Below are 19,582 nucleotides of genomic sequence, written 5' to 3'. Positions count from 1 at the left end.
GTCGTCTTGCATTGTAGAAACAGTGTGCACAAATAGTTTGCACACAAAGGATTTCAACCCGCATGGTCAAGCTGACCGATACGCCGCAGAATTCCCGGAACGCAGACCCCAACGCGGCTGTGCTGAAATCGATGCGTCGGATCGCCCAGGCCATCGAGGTGCGGTCCCGCGAGATCGCCCGCACCAGCGGCCTGACCATCCCCCAATTGATCGTCATGCAGTCGATCAGGACGCTGGGTCAGGTGACGACGCAGGCGGTTTCCAGAGAGGCCTCAATGTCCCCCGCCACGGTGGTCGCGGTGATGGACAAGCTCGAGGCCAAGGGGCTGATCGAACGCTATCGCTCGGAGGTGGACCGGCGGGTGGTGCACACCCGCCTGACGCCGTCGGGGCAGGCGGCGCTGGGCCAGGCGCCGGGTCTGCTCAGCCGGGGATTCGAGGACGCCTTCGCCGCCCTGCCGCCGGACCGGCGCGACGTGCTGCTGGACGCCATGGCCGACCTTGCGGAGATGATGACGGCGCACATGGCCACGCCGCGGACAGACTGAAGCTGAATGCAACAACGCCCGCCCCCCGGGTGACGGAGAGCGGGCGTCGGGGCGACCGGCCTTCGGGGAGGACAAAGGACCGGTTCCGGCGCCGCCCGCGCGCCTTGGGAGAGGACGATGCGCGGGCGGGTTTCGGGAAAGAAGATCAGCGGATGACGCGGGCCCCCTTGCCCTTCATCACCGCCTCGACCTCGGCGGCCTTGACCATGGAGGTGTCGCCGGGGGTGGTCATGGCCAGGGCGCCGTGGGCCGCGCCGTAGTCCACCGCCGCCTGGGGACCCTTGCCCTCCATGAAGCCGTAGGCGAGCCCGGAGGCGAAGCCGTCGCCGCCGCCGACGCGGTCGTAGATCTCCAGATCCTCGCGTATCATGGATTCATAGAACTCGCCGCCTGCATAGATGATGGCGGACCAGTCGTTGACGCTGGCGGTCTTGGCGTTGCGCAGGGTGGTGGCGGCCACCTTGAAATTGGGGAATTCCTTCACCGCCGTCTGGATCATCTTCTTGAAATTGGCCGGGTCGATGGAGGAAATGTGCTCGTCCAGACCCTCGACCTCGAAGCCGAGGCAGGCGGTGAAGTCCTCCTCGTTGCCGATCATCACATCCACATACTGGGCGATGTTGCGGTTGATCTTCCGGGCCCCCTCCTTGCCGCCCTGCGACTTCCACAGGGAGGGGCGGTAGTTCAGGTCATAGGACACGATGGTGCCGTGCTTGCGGGCGATCTCCACCGCCTCGATCACCGCCTCGGCGGTGTTGGAGCCCAGGGCCGCGAAGATGCCGCCGGTGTGGAACCAGCGCACGCCTTCCTCGCCGAACAGCTTTTCCCAGTTCACTTCGCCGGGGCGGATCTGCGAGGCCGCCGAATGGCCCCGGTCGGAGCAGCCCAGGGCCGGGCGGACGCCGAAGCCCTTTTCGGTGAAGTTCAGGCCGACGCGGGTGTTGCGGCCCAGACCGTCGAACTCGCGCCAGACCACATGGCTCATGTCCACGCCGCCCTGCATGATGCAGTCCTCCACCAGCCAGCCCAGGTCGTTGACGGGCAGGGCGGTGACGACGGTGGAGCGCTTGCCCCAGCATTTGCGCATGGCGCGGGCCACATTGTACTCGCCGCCGCCTTCCCAGACCTGGAAGGTGCGGGCGTTGCGCACGCGGCCGAAGCCGGGATCGAAGCGCAGCATGACCTCGCCGAACGACGCGCAGTCCCAGCGCGTCTCGCTGGCGGGGCGGATGTTCAGGATGTTCTCGGCCACGGCGGGTCCCTCGTGTTTCGGGCCCGGCCGTCAGGATGCGACAGGCGCGCCGGGCGGCGCCCATCGGGTGCATTCAGCACAGGCGTGGTTCGGAGTCTTCAACCGTCCCTGCGAAGCCGCCGTTCGAGCGGGGCTCTCGTTGAGGGTAGGAAACTGGATTATGACACCGGTGTCAACGCAAAAAAGAGGGCGCCGGACCCGAAGGTCCGACGCCCAGTCTGCTCAGGAAGTTGTTCGATCAGAACCGGTAGCGGACGCCCGCGTAAAACTGACGACCGGTCTGGTGATAGACATAGGCGCTGTCGCGGCCCCCGCCCACTTCGCCGTGCCATTGACGGTTCGGCTCGTCGGTCAGGTTCAACCCTTCGAAGGTGACCACGATGTTCTCGGTCACTTCATACGACGCCGAGGCGTCCCAGGTCAGGCTCTCGGACTTGCCGATGGCCACGATGCCCAGGCCGCCAGCGTTGCCGGCAGGGATCTGCTGGAAGTAGCCGTCGCGATAAGCGGCGGAAACCCGGGCGTTGAAGCGGCCGTCGTCATAGTAGAGCGTGGCGTTCCAGGCTTCCGGTGACAGGTTGACCAGGTCCTCGCTCACGATGGCCGTGCACGCCGAGCTCTGGCAGTAGTCGATCTCGGACTCCACGAAGGTGTAGTTCAGGATCGTGCCCAGGTTCTCCAGCGGTCCCGGCAGGAAGTAGAACGGCTGCTGGTAGCTGATTTCGAAGCCTGACAGCGGGCCGCCGGCCGTATTGGTCGGGGTGGAGAACACGTGCTCCAGACCCGCAGGACGCGCTCCGGCCGGGAAAGCCGTCGGATTCAGGGCGGTCAGTTCGGCGTAGGTCAGGGTCTGCTGGGTCGTCTGCACGAAGGACGAGATGTCCTTGTAGAAGAAGGCGAACGACAGCAGCGATTCCGGGGCGAAATACCACTCAACACTCAGGTCGAAGGTGTCGGCCCGATAAGGCTCCAGGTCCACGTTGCCCAGGCTGGCGCTGGGGTTCGGCGCCCCGTCGGCGCTGAGATTGAACACCGGGATCAGGCTGCCGACCGGCGGACGCGACATCACCTGGGCGGCGCCGAAGCGGACGATCACATCCTGCATCGGCTCGATGGCCATATTCAGGGACGGCAGGGTGTCGTCGTAGGTGTTCTCACCCGTGATCGGCGTGGCGCCGGACGAGGTGGAATAGCCTGTGGCCTCCACATCGGTGCGCACATGGCGCACGCCGACGTTGCCGCGGAACGGCATGGAGCCGATGAAGCTGTCCCAGTCCAGCTGGACATAGGCGCCGCGGGCCTCTTCGGTGACATTGCGGAAGTTGCCCAAGGCACGCGAGTTGCTCAGGCCCGTCAGGCGGAAGTCGCCGCCCGGCACGCCGGTGTCGCAGTTGCAGTAGATATTGAACAGCTCGGCGAAGGCCTGCAGGTCCGGCACGATCCAGGACGTGGCGTTGCCCGTGGGCAGGTCGAGGTTGCCGCCGAAACCCGTCAGCAGCATGGTCAGGTCGGCCATGGACACGCCGGCCGGCAGTTCCGGCATGGTGTCGTTGGACGCGGCGCGGCGCAGACCCCAGCCCTCGGAGTCGAAGTTCTTGTAGTGGACGCCGGTGCGCAGGGTGAAGGTGGGGTTGATGTCCCAAGTGAAGTTCATCTGGGCCGTATCGAAGACGTTGGTCTGCCCGTTCGGATTCATCCGGATTTCCGAGCGCGGCGCCACGCCCGACGGACCGACGATGGTCCAGGCGTTGGGATCGGTGACATCGAAGCCATAGTTGATCAGCGGCAGGTTGCGATTGCCACGGAAGTCGATCGAATAGCCGTCGGTGTTCTGGCGGTCGATGATGACCGTGGTCTGCTCGCCGTTGTCGAAGACCGATTCCGAGCGTCCCACGAGCACGTTCATGCGGAAGGTGTCGCTGAAATCGTGGTCGATGTTGAAGGTGTGCTGGGTGAACTCGGTGTTCAGGCGGTCGAAGCGCTGCTCGGTCCGCATGTCCATGTTGTCGAGCTCAAGGTAGACCAGCTCGGCGCCCTCGGCGACCGCATCGACGATGACCACTTCCGGCTTGCCGCCCTGGGAGGCATTCCGGCTGAGCGACCACGCCTCAAGGAAATTCTCCTGACGGGTGGAGTCCAGGTTCGAGTAGAGCAGGTCATAGGTGAAGGTCGTGGGGCCGTGACCGGGACGCGCCTGCAACGACAGGGTGGCGCCGGTGCGCTCCTGTTCGTGGACCAGGCGGCCGTAGCGCGGGATCCGCGGGTGGAACAGATTCGGCGCATTGGCCGCCCCGCCCGGAAGAGCTTCCGGGTTGGCGAAGCCGTTGTCGCCGCTGGCCGGACCCCAACGCACCGAGCTGAAGCCTTCTTCGAACAGGCTGCGCTCGCTGTAGGCCACCGACAGCAGGGCGCCGACCTGGCCGTCCATCCAGGTGTTGCTGACCAGGAATGCGCCGCGCGGGGCCCAGTCCTCGGCCATGTCGTTGTAGCCGTACTGCAGCGAACCGCCGGCGGTGAAGCCGGGATAATCGAACGGGCGGCTGGTGCGCAGATCCACCGTGGCGCCCAGAGAGCCTTCTTCGGTCTCGGCGGCGGCGGTCTTGCGGACCGTGATGTTGTTGAACAGCTCGGAGGCGAAGACGTTGAAATCGAAGCCCCGGCCGCGGTTGACGCCGCCCGAGGAGTCCGTGGCGCCCGTGGTCGCCTGGGCCTCGATGCCGTTGATGCGGGTGCGGGTGAATTCCGAGCTCAGGCCACGGACCGTCAGCGAGCGGCCTTCGCCCGCGTCACGGTCGATGGATACGCCGGGAATCCGCTGGATCGATTCGGCCAGATTGCTGTCCGGGAAATCGGCGATGTCCTCGGCGCTGATGGCGTCCACGACACCGGCCTCGTTGCGCTTGATGTTCAGCGCATTGGCCAGACTGGCGCGGAAGCCGGTGACGACGATTTCTTCGACTTCGGTCGCTTCGGGCCCTTCCTGGGCCATGGCGGCCCCGGCGGTCATCAGAGCCACGGTCATGGCGCCCAGAGACACCCCGATGTTGTGCGCGCGGCGGCGCGGATGGTTATGGGTCATCCAATCCTCCTCCCATGTACGGCCTTTTCGGGCCACCGCCGGAAGGATCATCGCCCCCCGGTCATTTGACTTGATCGTTTGACACCGGTGTCATGGATGCGCGGAGCATTTCTGACACCGGTATCAATGCGGGACACTAACTCCAAAACCGAATGCGGCGCAAGTGCGGCGTTCAAGGACAGCCTCAGCGGGCCAGCCAACCCCCGTCCACGGGCACGATGGCGCCGTGCATGTAGTCCGACGCCGACGACGCCAGGAACACCGCCGCGCCCGCCATGTCGGACGGATCGCCCCAGCGCGCGGCCGGGATGCGGGCCAGAATGTCCCGGTTGCGGGTCTCGTCGTTGCGCAGGGCCTCGGTGTTGTTGGTGGCGATGTAGCCCGGCGCGATGGCGTTGGCGTTGATGCCTTTCGACGCCCACTCGCAGGCCATCAGCCTGGTCAGCCCCGCCACGCCCGACTTGGACGCGGTGTAGGACGGCACGCGGATGCCGCCCTGGAAGCTGAGCATGGAGGCGATGTTGATGATCTTGCCCTTGCGGCTGTCGGCCACCCAGCGGCGGGCGACCTGCTGGCTCAGGAAGAACAGGACCTTAAGATTGGTGTCCATCACCGCGTCCCAGTCTTCTTCCGAGAAGTCCAGGCTGTCGGCGCGACGGATAATGCCGGCGTTATTGACCAGAATGTCGACGCCGCCCGCCTTGTCCCAGGCCTCGGCCACCACCGCCTCGATGGGGGCGATGGAGCTCAGATCCGCCTTGATGAAGTGAAAGTTGCGGCCAAGGGCGCGCACCTTCTCTCCGGTCTCGTCGGCATCGGAGCGCCCCACGGCGACGATGTCGGCGCCGGCCTCGGCCAGGCCCACGGCCATGCCCTGGCCGATGCCGGTGTTGGCGCCGGTGATCAGGGCAGTGCGCCCCGAAAGATCGAACGAAACGGGCATTTCAACGTTTCCCCATAAGCCATCGTATTGCGGATTTGTCTCAAGTGGTAACCGGTGTCATACTGTGATGCAACCGATGGACGCGCTCCGGCGCCGGAGCGCCCGGCCAGTCGCCTCCATCCCAATTGCCTTGAAGGACTTCCATGAAAATCGCCCTGATCATCGAGAACAGCCAGGCCGCCAAGAGCCAGATCGTCCACGACGCCCTGACCGCGGTCGCCGAGCCGCTGGGCCACGAGGTCTTTCACTACGGCATGTACGCGCCCGAGGATAAGGCCTCGCTGACCTACGTCATGAACGGGCTTCTGACGGGCATCCTGATCAATTCGGGCGCGGCCGATTTCGTTGTCACCGGCTGCGGCACGGGGACCGGCTCCATGCTGGCCGCCAACGCCATGCCGGGCGTTTTCTGCGGTCTGATCATCGACCCCACGGACGCCTTCCTGTTCGGCCAGATCAACGACGGCAACGCCATCGCCATGCCCTACGCCAAGGGCTTCGGCTGGGCGGCGGAGCTGAACCTCCAGGACGTCTACCGCAAGCTGTTCGAAGGCGAGCGCGGCCTCGGCTACCCCAAGGAGCGGGCCGAGATCATGGCGAAGAACCGCGGCATCCTGAAGGACCTGAAGGCCGTAACCTGCAACGACATGCTGACGGTCCTGAAGGCCGTCGACCAGGACCTGCTCAAGGCCGCCGTCGCCGGCGAGCGCTTCTCTGAATACTTCTTCGCCAACGCCAAGGATCAGGACATCCGCGCCTATATCGAGGGCGTCGTCGGGCGCTGAATGCCGCAGGCTCCGCCCGCCGTCACCGGCGGGGCGGGGCGCTGGAGTCCCGCGCGATCAGGGTGGGAATGACCTCGGGCTGCTCCAGCTTCGCGGGATCCAGACCCCGGCTCCTGGCCAGAAGCTTTTCCGCCGCCATGCGCCCCATGTCCCGGATGGGCAGCTTGACCGTCGTCAGGGTCGGCCAGATGCGCGACGACATGGGCGCATCGTCAAAGCCGACGATGGACAGGTCGAACGGCACGTCCAGCCCGGCGTCGCGAGCCGCCTGATAGACGCCGATGGCCATTTCGTCATTGCCGGCGAAGATGGCGGTGGGCCGGGTCTTGCGCGACAGCAGTTCGCGGGCCGCCGCCACGCCGGAATCGAAGGTGTAGGCGCCCCGAACGACCATGGCGTCCTCAAGCGTGATGCCGGCCTCGGCCAGACCGCTACGGAAACCCTCACCCCGTTCATGGGTCGAGCGGAACAGGTCCGGGCCGGTGATCATGGCGATGCGCTTGTGCCCCAGTCCGACCAGATGCCGCGCCGCCTCGGCCGCACCCCGGCTGTCGTTGGTGACCACCATCCGCTCGGGCGCGTCCAGCGAGACCGAGGCGATGCGCACATAGGGACAGCCCACCTCGGTCAGCATGCCGGTGACGCGCTCGTCTTCCGACACCGACGGCGGCAGGACCGCGCCGAACAGCTTCTGGCGCACGGCGAAGCCGCGCACATTGGCCATGAAATCGTCGCTGGTCCGGTCGCAGGGATGCACCACAAGCTCGAGACCTGAGCCGCGCACCGCGTCCAGGATCCCCTGCTGCATGTTCACCACGTAGTTGGGGCTGGGATTGTCGTAGATCATGCCGATCAGGAACGAGCGGCGGAACGCCAGGCCCCGGGCCTGCGGATCCGGCGAGAACCCCAGCTCGGCGATCACCGCCTCGACCTTCTCGCGCGTGTCCGCCTTGACGAAGGGTGACTGGTTGATGACCCGCGACACGGTCTTCTTGGACACCCCGGCGATGCGGGCGATGTCGTTGATGGTCGCGGCGCGCCCTGGCGTAAGCCCGTGGTCGGTCGGGCCGGCGTCGTCGCCTTCGTCTTCGATCGTGCTCAACTGCAGTCCCGTCCTCTCGCGGCTCCCTGCCCTTGCATAGCCGCGTGGGACGCCCCGCGCCACCTGCGAGGCGTCCAGCAAATGTCCACCGGTGGCGAAATGAAATTGACACCGGTTTCCCATGGCGCAATGTTGGGGCGATGGGGAGTGCAGACACCGGCGCAAATGAACGCCCGGGTCGCGGGACGACGATCCCGACAGCGTGAAACAGACGGACAAGAACAGCGTGACCATGGCGACCAAACCCCTTGGCGGGGCCGATACCAGACCCCTTGGCGGGGCCGATACCAGCAACGATTCCGGACCGGCGATCGCACGCGCCTTCGTGGCGGCGCGCAGCGAGGCGCGCGCCCTGCCCGACTATCCCGGAGACGTTCCGGGCGGCATGGACGCGGCTTACGCCATTCAGGACGAGGCTATCGGCCTGTGGGACGATCAGGTCGTCGGCTGGAAGATCGGCCGCATCCCCGACGCCTGGCTGGAGCGACTCAAGGCGCCCCGCCTGGCCGGACCCATCTTCCGCCGCGCCGTATGGACGGCGGTCGAGGGCGAGACGATGGACTTTCCGGTCTTCGAGGGCGGATTCGCCGCCGTAGAGGCCGAATTCATCCTGAAGCTGGCCAAGGACGCTCCCGCAGACCGCACCGACTGGACCGCCGAACAGGCCGCAGACATGGTCGAGACCCTGATCGTCGGCGTGGAACCGGCGGGCAGCCCGCTGGCCACCATCAATGTTCTGGGCCCGCCCGTCGTGGCGTCGGACTTCGGCAACAACGCCGGGCTGATCCTGGGCCACGAGGTGCCGGACTGGCGCGAGCGTCTGATGGACCTGACCTGCGAGACCTTCATCGACGGCCAAAGCGTCGGCAAGGGCGGCGCCGCGACCATTCCGGGCGGTCCGCTGGGGGCCCTGGCCTTCCTGCTGGAGCTGAACGCCCGGCGCGGCCGGCCGTTGAAGGCCGGCGACCTGATCTCCACCGGCGCGGCCACGGGCATCCATGACATCGTCGCGGGTCAGTCCTCGCGGGTGGTGTTCAACGGCGTGGGCGAAATCCTGTGCCGCGCTGTTCCGGCCCAAAGCCGCCAGGCTTGACGCCTGACGAAAGCGCCCTTCACCCCGGCTTCGTCGCCTGCTAACGACGCCGTTCCCATCCGTACGGAACGCGCATGACCATTCCCCGCATCGCCTGGGCCGCCTACGCCTTCGCCGCCGCCGTGATCGTGCTGGACCAGATCACCAAGGCCTGGATCCTGTACGGCCTGCATCTGCGCGAAGTGGGCCAGATCCCGGTGCTGGAGCCCATCTTCAACCTCACCTTCGTGCTGAACCGGGGCGTGTCCTTCGGCCTGCTGACCGGCGGGGAGACGGGGCGCTGGCTGCTGACGGTGTTCTCCATCGTGGTGGCCGGGCTGCTGGCCTTCTGGGCCACGCGGGCGGACCGGCGCCTGCTGATCACCGCCCTCGGCCTGATCATGGGCGGGGCGCTGGGCAACGCCATCGACCGCATCCGCTTCGGCGGCGTGGTGGATTTCCTGGACTTCTCGGGTCCGCGCTATCCGCAGGCTATCCAGGACTTTGTGAGCAGCATTGGTCTCGGATGGCTCATTCCCCACGGAGGGTCCATTTTTCCCTGGGTCTTCAATGTGGCCGACAGCGCCATCTCCATCGGGGTGGTGCTGCTGATCGCGGACAGCTTCATCTCCGAGCGGGCCGCCAAGGTTGGCGCGGCCCATGAAAAGTCGTAATCACCCCGGTTAATCGCGAGCGCGAACGCACGACCGTCTGAAAGAGCAGCTGACCATGCGACTGAATTCCACCCTGACCCTCGGCGCCATCGCCGCCACGGCCGTCGTCCTGACCGGCTGCAACAGTGTCCGTCAGGGCCTCGGACTGGAGCGTGTGACCCCCGACGAGTTCCGCGTCATCTCCCAGGCCCCGCTCAGCGTGCCGCCGGAGTACGGCCTGCGTCCGCCGGCGCCCGGCCAGCCGCGCCCGGCCGAACTGGCGCCGGAAAGCTCGGCCCGACAGATCCTGCTGGGTCAGCGCCAGGCCATCACCCGCTCGGCGGGCGAGGAATCCCTGGTCAGCGCCGCCGGCGCCGCCCAGGCCGACCCGCTGGCGCGCTATGTCATCGACGATGAGTTCGGCGACCTGGCCCACAAGGAAGAGGGTTGGGCCAACCGCGTCCTGTTCTGGCGACGGGGCGACGCCGCCTCCCAGGGCGCCACCCAGGTCCGCACGCCTGACGGCGTGACCACCATCGACCCGGCCACCGAGGCTGCGCGCCTTCAGGCCCTGACCGGCGGACGTGACGTGGTGATCCAGCGCGGCGGCGGCGGCATCAAGCTGCCCGGCCTCTGATCCGCCGGCCCTTCAAGCCAGACATTTCCGGCCCGGGCGCGATCGCACCCGGGCCGGTTTCGTTCTAGACTGGCTGTTCGCATGCCGATCCGTCGCCTCCCCCCCGAAACCGTCAACCGCATCGCCGCCGGCGAGGTGGTCGAGCGCCCGGCCAGCGCCGTCAAGGAGTTGGTCGAGAACGCGCTCGACGCCGGGGCCGCGCGCGTCGACATCCAGGCCGACGGCGGCGGCCTGTCGCGCATCCTGATCGCCGACGACGGAAAGGGCATTCCCAGGGACGAGCTGCCGCTGGCGGTGGAACGCCACGCCACCTCCAAGCTGGAAGCGGACGACGCGGGCGACGTGGACCTGCTGCGCATCTTCACCCTCGGCTTTCGCGGCGAGGCCCTGCCGTCCATCGGCTCGGTGGCGCGGCTGACCATCACCAGCCGGGCCATGGGCGCGCCGGAGGCCTGGGCCGTATCGGTGGAGGGCGGGGACCAGCGGCCCATCGCGCCCGGCGCTTTCCCCGGCGACCACGGGGCGCGGGTGGAGGTGCGCGACCTGTTCTACGCCACCCCCGCACGGCTGAAATTCATGAAGTCGGCGCGGGCCGAGGCCATGGCCATCTCCGACGAGATCAAGCGGCAGGCCATGGCCCATGAGGCGACCGCCTTCACCCTGACCCTGGACGGCAAGACCACCCTGCGCCTGCCCGCCGAACATCCCGGCGACGAAGGGCGGCTGAAGCGGCTGGCGGCGTTGCTGGGGCGGGACTTTGAGGACAACGCCCTGCTGATCGACCAGTCCCGCGACGGCATCCGCCTTTCTGGCTATGCGGGCCTGCCCACCTATTCGCGGGGCAATGCGGCGCACCAGTTCCTGTTCGTCAACGGGCGGCCGGTGAAGGACCGCCTGTTGCAGGGGGCGCTCCGCGGCGCCTATGCCGACTTTCTGGCGCGGGACCGGCATCCGGCGGCAGCCCTGTTCCTGGACATCGATCCGCTTTCCGTTGACGTCAACGTGCACCCGGCCAAGGCGGAGGTGCGGTTTCGCGACCCGGCGATGGTGCGCGGCCTGATCGTCGGCGCCCTGCGCCACGCCCTGGCGGCGGCGGGGCACCGGGCCTCCACCACCGTGGCGGCGGACGCCCTGTCCGGGTTCCAGCCCCATATGGGTGTGGGAGGACCCTACAGCCCTTCCGGCCCGGCCGCCGAGGGCTGGAGCGGCTGGACCGGATGGAGCCGGCCCGAGGCCGCCGCCCAGGTCATTCCCGGCCTGAACGAACGCTCGGCCCGGGTGGAGACGGCCTGGCCCGTGCCGTCGGACCGACCGCCGTCGGGTGAGGCCGCAGGGTTCATCGACCCGCTGGATTACCCGCTGGGGGCGGCGCGGGCGCAGCTGCACGCCAATTACATCGTGGCCCAGACCCGTGACGGCCTGGTCGTCGTGGACCAGCACGCCGCCCACGAACGGCTGGTCTATGAGCGCATGAAGACCCAGATGGCCGAGGGCGCGGTGACGCGACAGGCCCTGCTGACGCCCGAGGTGGTCGAGCTGGACCCGGCCGAGGCCGAGCGGGTGGCGGACCGCGCCGACGAACTGGCCGCGCTGGGCCTGATCGTCGAGGCGTTCGGCGCCGGCGCCGTGCTGGTGCGCGAGACCCCGGCCCTGCTCGGCGACTGCGACGTGCAGGGGCTGATCCGCGACATCGCCGACGACCTGTCCGAACACGGCTCGGCCCTGGCCCTCACCGAGCGGCTGGGCGAGGTGTGCGGCACCATGGCCTGCCACGGCTCGGTGCGCTCGGGGCGGGTGCTGTCGGCGCCCGAGATGAACGCCCTGCTGCGCCAGATGGAGGCCACCCCCCACTCCGGGCAGTGCAACCACGGCCGCCCCACCTATGTGGAGCTGAAGCTGCACGACCTGGAGAAGCTGTTCGGGCGGCGTTGATCAGGCCTCGGCGCGGCCCCGGCCCGTGATCTTGCGCCAGATGCGCTTGCGCGCCTCCAGCACCGACAGGCCCAGGGTCGCGGCGATGCTCCAGAACAGGGCCTCGGTGGCCACGGCGGCGACCACGACCAGGATCAGACGGGTCTGGCGCGACACATCCATATAGAGCCCCACGCCCAGGGCGATCCACGCGGCGACGGCGGCGACGCCCACGGCGATGCTGAGCGCGATCAGGAAGCCGCGGCCTTTCTTCAGGACGCTGGTCTTTTCCGGCGCGGCGGGAGCGGGGGCGGCGTTTTCGATGGTCATGGCGGGTCTCCTCATTCAATCGGCGGAAATCCGCCCTCGGAAATGAAAGTCTCGCCCGCGTCGGGAGTCTTTCAGAGGTGACGGCGGAAATCGTATCGCCGATGGTCGGGGGCATGGGATTGGGACGAGACCGGGACTTCGAGACGCTGCTGGCCCAGCACGGCCCGATGCTGCGCCGCATCGCCGGCAGCTATGAAGCCGATCGCGAGCGGCGGCGCGAGCTGGAGCAGGACATCCTGCTGGCCGTCTGGCGCGCCCTGCCGCGCTTTCGGGGCGAGGCGCCGGTCAAGGCGTTCCTGGCGCGGGTGGCCCACAACCGGGCCGTGACCCACGTCTCGAAAGAGGCTGTCCAGCCGCGCCGCGCGCCGCTGGACGAGGCCATGCCGTCCGACGATCCCACGCCCCACGATCAGGTGGAGGCCGAGGATCTGCGGGCGCGGCTGACCGAGGCGGTGCGGGCCCTGCCCCTGTCGCTGCGCCAGCCCGCCGTCCTGACGCTGGAGGGATTCAGCCCCGCCGAGATCGGCCCCATGCTGGGGCTGAACGCCAACGCCGTCTCCATCCGCCTGACCCGCGCCAAGGCGGCCCTGAAAGATCTGATGAACCCGGAGGCCTCGTCATGACGCCCAACGAAGACTGGACCGACCTGAGCGACGCCTGGACCGCGCCTGCCCGTGACGATCAGGCGCTGGCCCAAATGGCCCGGCAGGTGCGCCGCCGCAGCCGGCTCGGGCGGTTGAATTATATGTTCGAGCTGACCGCGTGCATGATTGCCGCGGGCCTCGGCGCATGGGTGCTGGCGACAGGGCCGTCGGACCAGTGGCTGCTGGGGTCGGCGGCCGTCATCTTCGGCCTGTTCTCCGCCGCCATGACCGTGTGGGCGCGCGGAACGCGGACGACCGATGATCTGGAGACCCCGGAACAGGCGCTGACCGCCGCCATCCGTCAAGCCGAAGCCGGCCGCCGCTGGGCCTGGGCGGGAATCGCAATCACCCTTGGCGCCGCCGTGTTCCTCGGGCTCGCCATGGCCGCATACCCGGACGAGGGCGATCTGACGGTCCTGTATACGGTCGGGGCATTGTTCGTGTTCGGCGGACTGGCTTTCTATCTCCGCCACCAGCACCGCTGCACACAGCGGATCGCGCAACACAGCCGCGCGCTGGAGGACTTGCAGGCCTAGCGTAGCAGACGCGGTCAGGCCGGGTTGCGGGCGCCGCGGGTCTGTTTGCGCCACAGGGAGGCGTATTCGCCGCCCTGACGGGCGACCAGCTCCATATGGGTTCCGCGCTCGACGATGCGGCCGTCCTTCAGCACCAGAATCTGGTCGGCGTCGGCGATGGTGGACAGGCGGTGGGCGACCACCAGCGTTGTCCGCCCGGCGCGGGCCTTGCGCAGGGTCTTCTGGATGGCCTGTTCGGTGCGGCTGTCCAGGGCGCTGGTGGCCTCGTCCAGGATCAGAATGCGCGGGTCGGCCAGCAGGGCGCGGGCGATGCCCACCCGCTGGCGCTCGCCGCCGGACAGCTTCAGGCCGCGTTCACCGACCCGCGTCTCCATGCCCTCGGGCAGGCCCCGGATGAAGTCGCCCAGCTCGGCGGCGTCGGCGGCGGCCCAGACCTCGGCCTCCGACGCGCCCGGGCGGGCAAAGGCGATGTTGACCGCGAGGCTGTCGTTGAACAGGGCCACGTCCTGGGGAACGAGGGCGACGGCGCGGCGCAGGGACGCCTGGGTCACCGCCCGGGCATCCAGCCCGTCGATCAGCACCCGGCCGACCTGGGGGTCGAGCAGGCGCAGGGCCAATTTGACGATGGTGGACTTGCCCGCCCCCGACGGACCTACCAGCGCTGTAGTCGTTCCCGGCGCGGCGATGAAGCTGATGTCGTCCAGACCCGTGGCGCGCGAGGAGTGCTGGAAGCCTACGCCCTCAAAGGCCACGGCCCCGCCCCGGTCGTCAGCGGGGGGTGGCAGGTCCAGGGCGTCCGGCGCATCGGCCACCTGGGGGGACTGGCGCGTGACCTTCAGCATCTCCTCCATGTCGATGAAGGACTGGCGGATCTCCCGATAGGCGAAGCCCAGGATGTTCAGGGGGGCGTAGAGGGAAATCAGGATCAGGACCGCGGCGGTCACGTCGCCCGGCCCCATGCGCCCGGCCGCCGCCTCGAACCCGGCCATGACCGCCATGACGCCGAGGCCGACGTTCATGATCAGGCCCTGGGTCATGTTCAGGACCGCCAGGGAGTTGTTGGCCTTGACCGCCGCGTCGCCATAGACGCCCAGCGCACGCTCATAGCTGTCGGCGGCGCGGGCCTCGGCCCCGAAGGCCTTGACCGTCTCGTAGTTGAGCAGGGCGTCCACCGCCTGACCCGCGGCCTCGGAATCCGCCGCGTTCATGATGCGGCGATGCTCCAGCCGCCAGTTGGAGATGGCGAAGGTGATCACCGCATAGATCACCACCACCGCCACGGCCACGGCCCCGAAACGCCAGTCATAGGCGCCCGCCAGCACGCCGGCCGCCAGGATCAGCTCAAGCCCGGTGGGGATCAGGTTGAAGGCCAGGATGCGCAGCAGAAAGTCCACGGCGCGCGAGCCCCGCTCGACCGTGCGCGACAGGGAGCCGGACCGCTTGGTCTGATGGAAGTCCAGCGACAGGTTCAGGGCGTGGGCGAAGGTCTCGGCCGCCGTGGTCCGCTGGGCCGCCTGACGCACCGGGGCGAACACCATGTCCGAAAGCTGGGGCGCGGCGGAGGACAGAAACCGGATCACCGCCCAGCCCAGCGCAAAAGCCACAAAGCCCGCCGCCACACCGACGGCGGCGCCCTGATCGGCCGCCAGACGGTTGACCGCCGCGCCCAGGGCCAGGGGCGCCAGCACGCCCAACGCCTTGCCGATCAGGGTCAGAAGAATGGCGCCGGTCAGGCGGGTCCTGAGCCAGGGCGCTCGCGAACGGCTCACCAGACGCGCCAGATCCATGAGCGCGCCCAGCGTCCCCGGTCCTTCTGTCCTCGTCTCGACCCCGGCCAGCTGCGCGCGGACCTCCGGGTCGGCGCGTCGACGGCCCGAGCGCTCACCACGCATCGCCATGGGGCCTATATGGCGGCCTGATCAGCTTGGTGAAAGGGCGGAGTTCTCACCAGCCGTCCGCGCGCCAGGCGATCTCGCCGTCCAGCACGGTCATCAGGCGCGGCCCCCGGGGATGTCCTCGGCCGGGACGGTCATCAGATTGATGTCGAAGACGGTGAAATCGGCGCGCTTGCCCACCTCGATGGTCCCCAGCTCGTCCTCGCGGAACGAGGCGTAGGCCGGGCCGAGGGTGAACATCCGAAGGGCGTCGGCCCGATCCAAGGCCTCGTCCGGCCGCCAGTCCGGGCCCTGGAAACCGTTCAGGTCGCGGCGGGCCACAGCGGCGTAGAATTCGATCAGGGGATCGCCCCGCTCCACCGGCGCGTCGGTCCCGCCCACCACCGTCACGCCCGCGTCCATCAGCGAGCGCCAGGCGTAGGCGCCGTCCAGCCGGGCGTCGCCCAGACGGTCCGGCGCGAAGTGCAGGTCGCCGATGGCGTGGCTGGGCTGCATGGAGGCGATGACAGGGATGTCGTGGAATCGCGTGAAGTCGGCCGGGCGCAGCACCTGGGCGTGCTCGATGCGCCAGCGCGGGTCGGCGCCCGCCTCCGCCTCGCCCAGCACCTCGGCGTACCAGTCCAGCACCTGGGCGTTGCCCCGGTCTCCGATGGCGTGGGTGGTGATCTGGACGCCGTTCCGGAGCGCGGCGCGATACAGCGGCAGGGCGTCCTCATCGGTCATCTGCATCAGGCCGGAGGTGTGGGCTGCATCCGCATAGGGCTGGAACAGGGCCGCGCCGCGAGAGCCCAGCGCGCCGTCGGCGTAGAGCTTGATGGCGCGGGTGATGATCCTTCCGTCGGCCACGGCGCGCGGGCCATGGACGAAAAGGGCCTCGGCGCCCTCCGGGGTAATCGAGTTGTAGACCCGCAAGGGGGCCTCGCCCGCCCCGGCCATGGCCTCCATCAAGGGGATGTCCGCGATGGGCACGCTCATGGAATGGATGCCGGTCCAGCCGTAGCGGGCGTAGACCTCGAACCCCGCCTCATAGGCCTGGCGGCGGAACGCCTCGCTGTCGGCCGGGCGCAGATCATCCACCAACGCCATGGCCGCGTCGATGAGCAGGCCGTTGGGCGTCCCGGCCGCGTCGGTCAGGATGTCGCCGCCGAAGGGCGCCTCGGTGTCGGCCGTAATCCCGGCGGCCTCCAGGGCGGCGGTGGAGGCGACCAGGGCGTGGCCGTCGGACCGGCCCAGCAGCACGACGCGGCCCGGAGCGGCGGCGTCCAGATCGGTCCGCTCCAGCATCCGGCCCTCGGGCCAGTGGGTCTCGATCCAGCCGCGCCCGGTGATGGGGCCTCCGGGTTGGCCTCGGCCCAGGCCGACAGGCGCGCCATGGCCTCGGCGATGGAGGCAGCCCCCTCCAGGTTCAGGGTCAGTTCGCGCGCGCCGATGCCCGCCAGATGGCCGTGGCCGTCGGTGAAGCCCGGATAGAGGCTGGCGCCCCTCAGGTCGATCACCGCCATGTCCGCCGGGGTCGGGGGCGCGTCGGCGCGGCGGCCGACCCAGGCGATGCGGCCGTCGCGCACGATCACCGCCTCGGCGGCGGGGGCGTCCTCCACGCCCGTGTGGATCGGCCCGCCGTGGATCATCATGTCCTGGGCGGCGGCGGCCTGCGCCATCAGCGCCAGCGCGCCGGCGAGGATGATGGGTTTCATGAAGAGCCTCCCTTTCGGCGCAGGGGAGCCCTCGGCGCCGCTGGCGTCAAGCGCGGAACCCTCCATATTGACGGCATGCAACTGTTCACCATCGGATATGAGGGCGAGCCCCAGGCCGCCGTGATCGAGCGGCTGAAGGCGGCCGGGGTCCAGCGTCTGATCGACGTGCGGGCCGTGGCCGCCTCGCGACGGGCCGGGTTTTCCAAGACCGTGCTGGACGAGAGCCTGAGGGCGGCGGGCATCGACTATGTCCACCTGCGCGCCCTGGGCACGCCCAAGTCGGGCCGCGACGCCGCCCGCAAGGGCCGGATCGGCGAGATGCGCGCCATCTTCGCCGATCACATGGCCGAGCCGGACAGCCAGCTGGCGTTCGAGCAGCTACGCGATCTGGCGCGCGAGCGGCCCGTCGCCCTGCTGTGCTTCGAGGCGGACCACGCGGGTTGCCACCGCTCGGTTCTGGCCGAGCGGCTGGCGCGCGAGGACGGCTTCGAGGTGGTGAACCTCTAGAGTTATTCCGCCCGGACCACCGGATCGGCCGAACCGGTGGTGATGGGGTGGTAGCCGGAGCGGGCTTCTTCGTAGATGCGCTGGGCCAGCGGACGGCCCCAGTCGCCCTCCGCCATCAGGGCCACGTACAGCGGCTGGGTGAATTTACGGCGTCCCATGCCGGTCAGGAACTGCTCCAGCGCGGGAACCGCCGGGTCGTACTGATGGCGCACCGCGATCATCAGCCAGGCGAACAGGATCTCGCTGTTGCCCGCTTCCGACAGGCCGAAGGCGCGGTCCAGATCGGCCAGCTGGGCGTCGGTCATGATCTCGGGCAGGGTGCCCAGGAAGTGCTGCCACTCCTGCGTGACCCAGTCGCCGGTGTTCAGCTGCGCCGCCGGGGTTCCATTCACGAAGGCCTGGACCTGGGCCTCGACCTCGGTGAAGGCGTTCGAGGCGGGCTGGACCGCGTTGGACGGCAGGCCGGGACCATAGATCCAGGCGTCCATCTGAAGCGCGGCCTCCAGCGCGGCATCTCCGGCGATCAGATGCTCGCGGATGTCGGCCAAGAACATGGCCGTGGTCATGGGGCGGTAGGCGTTGCGGTCGAAATAGCCGCGCAGCCAGCCGTCGAACCGGTCACGACCCACGGTCCGCTCGATGGTGCGCAGGAAGAAGGCGCCCTTGTCATAGGCGATGGCGGTCATGCCCTCGTCCGGGTCGCGGCCGGCCAGGTTCAGGTGCAGGCTCTGATCCTCGGGCGGCAGTTCGGCCATCTCGGCCTGCAGCGAGGTCCACTCCAGCGCCCGCAGCATCTCGGCCCTCTCGGGACCGTAGATGGCCTCCATGATCCGGTTCTCGAAATAGACCGTGAAGCCCTCGTTGAGCCAGAAATCGTCCCAGGTGGCGTTGGTGACCAGATTGCCGGACCAGCTGTGGGCCAGCTCGTGCGCCACCAGCGACACCAGCGAGCGGTCGCCCGCGATGATGGTCGGGGTGGCGAAGGTCAGGCGCGGGTTCTCCATGCCGCCGAACGGGAAGCTGGGCGGCAGCACCAGCAGGTCATAACGGCCCCAGATGTAGGGACCGTAGAGTTCCTCGGCCGCCTCGACCATGGCCTCGACCTCGGGGAACTCGGCGGCGGAGCGCTCCAGCATGGAGGGCTCGGTGTAGACGCCGGTGCGCGCGCCCAGCGGCTGGAAGGCGATGTCGCCCACGCCGATGGCGATCAGATAGGGCGGCACCGGGTTGTCCAGGCGGAAGCGGAAGGCGCGGCGGCCGTCCGGCGTCCTCTCGCCCCCGGGCGTCAGCATCTCGGCGCTCATCACCGCCTTCATGTCCTCGGGCACGGTGATGCGGGCGGAATAGGTCTGGCGGATGCCGGGGCTGTCCTGGGTCGGGATCCAGGTGCGGGTCAGGATCGCCTGGCCCTGGCTGAACAGATAGGGCAGCTGGCCGCCCGCGGTCTGTTGCGGCGTCAGCCATTGCAGGGCCGCCGCCTCGGGCCGGGTGGAGTAATCGATGTGGATGCGCCCTTCGGTGAAGGGGATCGCGATGGTCAGCGGTTTGCCCATGAAGGGGCTTTCGTCGCCGATGGTGTAGTCCAGCGGGCCGTCGTCGGAGCGCACGCCGTGGATGTCCAGGTCGCGGATGTCCAGGATGATCTCGCCCGCGCCCGGTTCGGCCGTGATGTCGAGGCTGGCTGTGCCCGCCAGCATGCGCCGGTCGAAGTCCGCCGTCAGGTTCAGGTCCACGTGATGGACGCGCGCGATCTCGGGCCGGGCGTGGGAGTGGGCGTCGGCCACGTATTGCACCTGTGTGGGGACCTGCGGCCCGGCGACCTCGGTCATGGGCATGTTGGCGCAGGCGGACAGGCCGCCGGACAGGGCCAGGGCGGCCGCGATGGCGAGGGCGGAGGGGCGGATCATGTGGAGTTCCTGAACGGCGCGCCCTTCAGGGCGTCGTGATGGTCTGTCTTAGGCGTGGCGCTCGAACGGTTCAAATCCGCGAAGGAT

16 protein-coding genes and 1 pseudogene are annotated in these 19,582 nt (G+C 68.7%); 9 read left to right on the top strand and 8 right to left on the bottom strand.

Translation table 11 applies throughout. The features are described from left to right. Positions 1-62: 62 nt before the first annotated feature. Positions 63-548 carry a MarR family winged helix-turn-helix transcriptional regulator gene (locus MBEBAB_RS02870; protein WP_021696428.1) on the top strand — a complete coding sequence of 162 codons (486 nt, stop codon included), beginning with the start codon at positions 63-65 and terminating at the stop codon, positions 546-548. A gap of 145 nt (positions 549-693) precedes the next feature. Here the strand turns inward: MBEBAB_RS02870 and MBEBAB_RS02865 are convergent, their stop codons facing one another. The 3 genes from MBEBAB_RS02865 to kduD form a co-directional block, all read right to left on the bottom strand. Further along, a complete protein-coding gene (locus tag MBEBAB_RS02865) occupies positions 694-1,800 on the bottom strand; it encodes a sugar kinase (RefSeq protein ID WP_021696427.1) in 1,107 nt (368 codons plus the stop codon). Positions 1,801-2,038: 238 nt separating this feature from the next. After that, positions 2,039-4,879 carry a TonB-dependent receptor gene (locus tag MBEBAB_RS02860; RefSeq protein ID WP_021696426.1) on the bottom strand — a complete coding sequence of 947 codons (2,841 nt, stop codon included), beginning with the start codon at positions 4,877-4,879 and terminating at the stop codon, positions 2,039-2,041. Between the two features lie 184 nt (positions 4,880-5,063). Then, positions 5,064-5,822, bottom strand: coding sequence for a 2-dehydro-3-deoxy-D-gluconate 5-dehydrogenase KduD (kduD, locus tag MBEBAB_RS02855; protein ID WP_021696425.1), 759 nt, complete (start codon positions 5,820-5,822; stop codon positions 5,064-5,066). Between the two features lie 143 nt (positions 5,823-5,965). Between kduD and MBEBAB_RS02850 the strand changes: the two genes are divergently transcribed. Further along, positions 5,966-6,607, top strand: coding sequence for an RpiB/LacA/LacB family sugar-phosphate isomerase (locus MBEBAB_RS02850; protein WP_021696424.1), 642 nt, complete (start codon positions 5,966-5,968; stop codon positions 6,605-6,607). Positions 6,608-6,629: 22 nt separating this feature from the next. On the opposite strand, the gene MBEBAB_RS02845 is transcribed toward MBEBAB_RS02850, so the two are convergent. Further along, on the bottom strand, positions 6,630-7,709 hold the full coding sequence (locus MBEBAB_RS02845; protein WP_021696423.1) for a LacI family DNA-binding transcriptional regulator: 1,080 nt from the start codon (positions 7,707-7,709) through the stop codon (positions 6,630-6,632). A 232-nt stretch (positions 7,710-7,941) separates the two neighbouring features. On the opposite strand from MBEBAB_RS02845, the gene MBEBAB_RS02840 reads away from it, so the two are divergent. From MBEBAB_RS02840 to mutL, 4 genes are all read left to right on the top strand, one after another. Next, positions 7,942-8,802: a 2-keto-4-pentenoate hydratase gene (locus tag MBEBAB_RS02840; protein WP_045318743.1), complete on the top strand. Its 861-nt coding sequence runs from the start codon at positions 7,942-7,944 to the stop codon at positions 8,800-8,802. 74 nt (positions 8,803-8,876) lie between these two features. After that, entirely contained in the window at positions 8,877-9,455 is a 579-nt protein-coding gene (gene lspA / locus MBEBAB_RS02835) for a signal peptidase II (RefSeq protein WP_021696421.1), read from the top strand. A gap of 55 nt (positions 9,456-9,510) precedes the next feature. Continuing rightward, entirely contained in the window at positions 9,511-10,071 is a 561-nt protein-coding gene (locus tag MBEBAB_RS02830) for a DUF3035 domain-containing protein (RefSeq protein WP_021696420.1), read from the top strand. 81 nt (positions 10,072-10,152) lie between these two features. Further along, positions 10,153-12,003 (top strand): DNA mismatch repair endonuclease MutL, encoded by a 1,851-nt coding sequence (gene mutL / locus MBEBAB_RS02825; protein WP_021696419.1) that lies wholly within the window; start codon positions 10,153-10,155, stop codon positions 12,001-12,003. Here the strand turns inward: mutL and MBEBAB_RS02820 are convergent, their stop codons facing one another. Continuing rightward, positions 12,004-12,312: a hypothetical protein gene (locus tag MBEBAB_RS02820; RefSeq protein WP_021696418.1), complete on the bottom strand. Its 309-nt coding sequence runs from the start codon at positions 12,310-12,312 to the stop codon at positions 12,004-12,006. It abuts the gene before it with no gap. A 113-nt stretch (positions 12,313-12,425) separates the two neighbouring features. Between MBEBAB_RS02820 and MBEBAB_RS02815 the strand changes: the two genes are divergently transcribed. Continuing rightward, a complete protein-coding gene (locus MBEBAB_RS02815) occupies positions 12,426-12,935 on the top strand; it encodes an RNA polymerase sigma factor (RefSeq protein WP_045318742.1) in 510 nt (169 codons plus the stop codon). Beyond that, complete coding sequence (locus tag MBEBAB_RS02810) at positions 12,932-13,492, top strand: MFS transporter (RefSeq protein WP_021696416.1); 561 nt, start codon at positions 12,932-12,934, stop codon at positions 13,490-13,492. The genes MBEBAB_RS02815 and MBEBAB_RS02810 overlap by 4 nt, the downstream gene beginning before the upstream one ends. 14 nt (positions 13,493-13,506) lie before the next feature. Here MBEBAB_RS02810 and MBEBAB_RS02805 read toward each other — a convergent pair whose 3' ends face one another. Together MBEBAB_RS02805 and MBEBAB_RS02800 are read right to left on the bottom strand one after the other, a co-directional pair. Then, on the bottom strand, positions 13,507-15,384 hold the full coding sequence (locus MBEBAB_RS02805) for an ABCB family ABC transporter ATP-binding protein/permease (RefSeq protein WP_081703394.1): 1,878 nt from the start codon (positions 15,382-15,384) through the stop codon (positions 13,507-13,509). Between the two features lie 99 nt (positions 15,385-15,483). Continuing rightward, positions 15,484-16,889: pseudogene (locus MBEBAB_RS02800) on the bottom strand (amidohydrolase). A 267-nt stretch (positions 16,890-17,156) separates the two neighbouring features. On the opposite strand from MBEBAB_RS02800, the gene MBEBAB_RS02795 reads away from it, so the two are divergent. Then, entirely contained in the window at positions 17,157-17,588 is a 432-nt protein-coding gene (locus MBEBAB_RS02795; RefSeq protein ID WP_021696413.1) for a DUF488 domain-containing protein, read from the top strand. A gap of 2 nt (positions 17,589-17,590) precedes the next feature. On the opposite strand, the gene MBEBAB_RS02790 is transcribed toward MBEBAB_RS02795, so the two are convergent. Further along, the gene (locus MBEBAB_RS02790; protein WP_021696412.1) at positions 17,591-19,495 is read right to left on the bottom strand and encodes a M1 family metallopeptidase; all 1,905 of its coding nucleotides are present in this window, start codon (positions 19,493-19,495) and stop codon (positions 17,591-17,593) included. Positions 19,496-19,582 lie beyond the last annotated feature (87 nt).

The sequence above is a fragment of the Brevundimonas abyssalis TAR-001 genome (genome assembly GCF_000466985.1).
GTDB lineage: Bacteria > Pseudomonadota > Alphaproteobacteria > Caulobacterales > Caulobacteraceae > Brevundimonas > Brevundimonas abyssalis.
The sequence above is the reverse complement of the archived record's forward strand: the minus strand, read 5'-3'. Positions and strand labels throughout refer to the sequence as shown.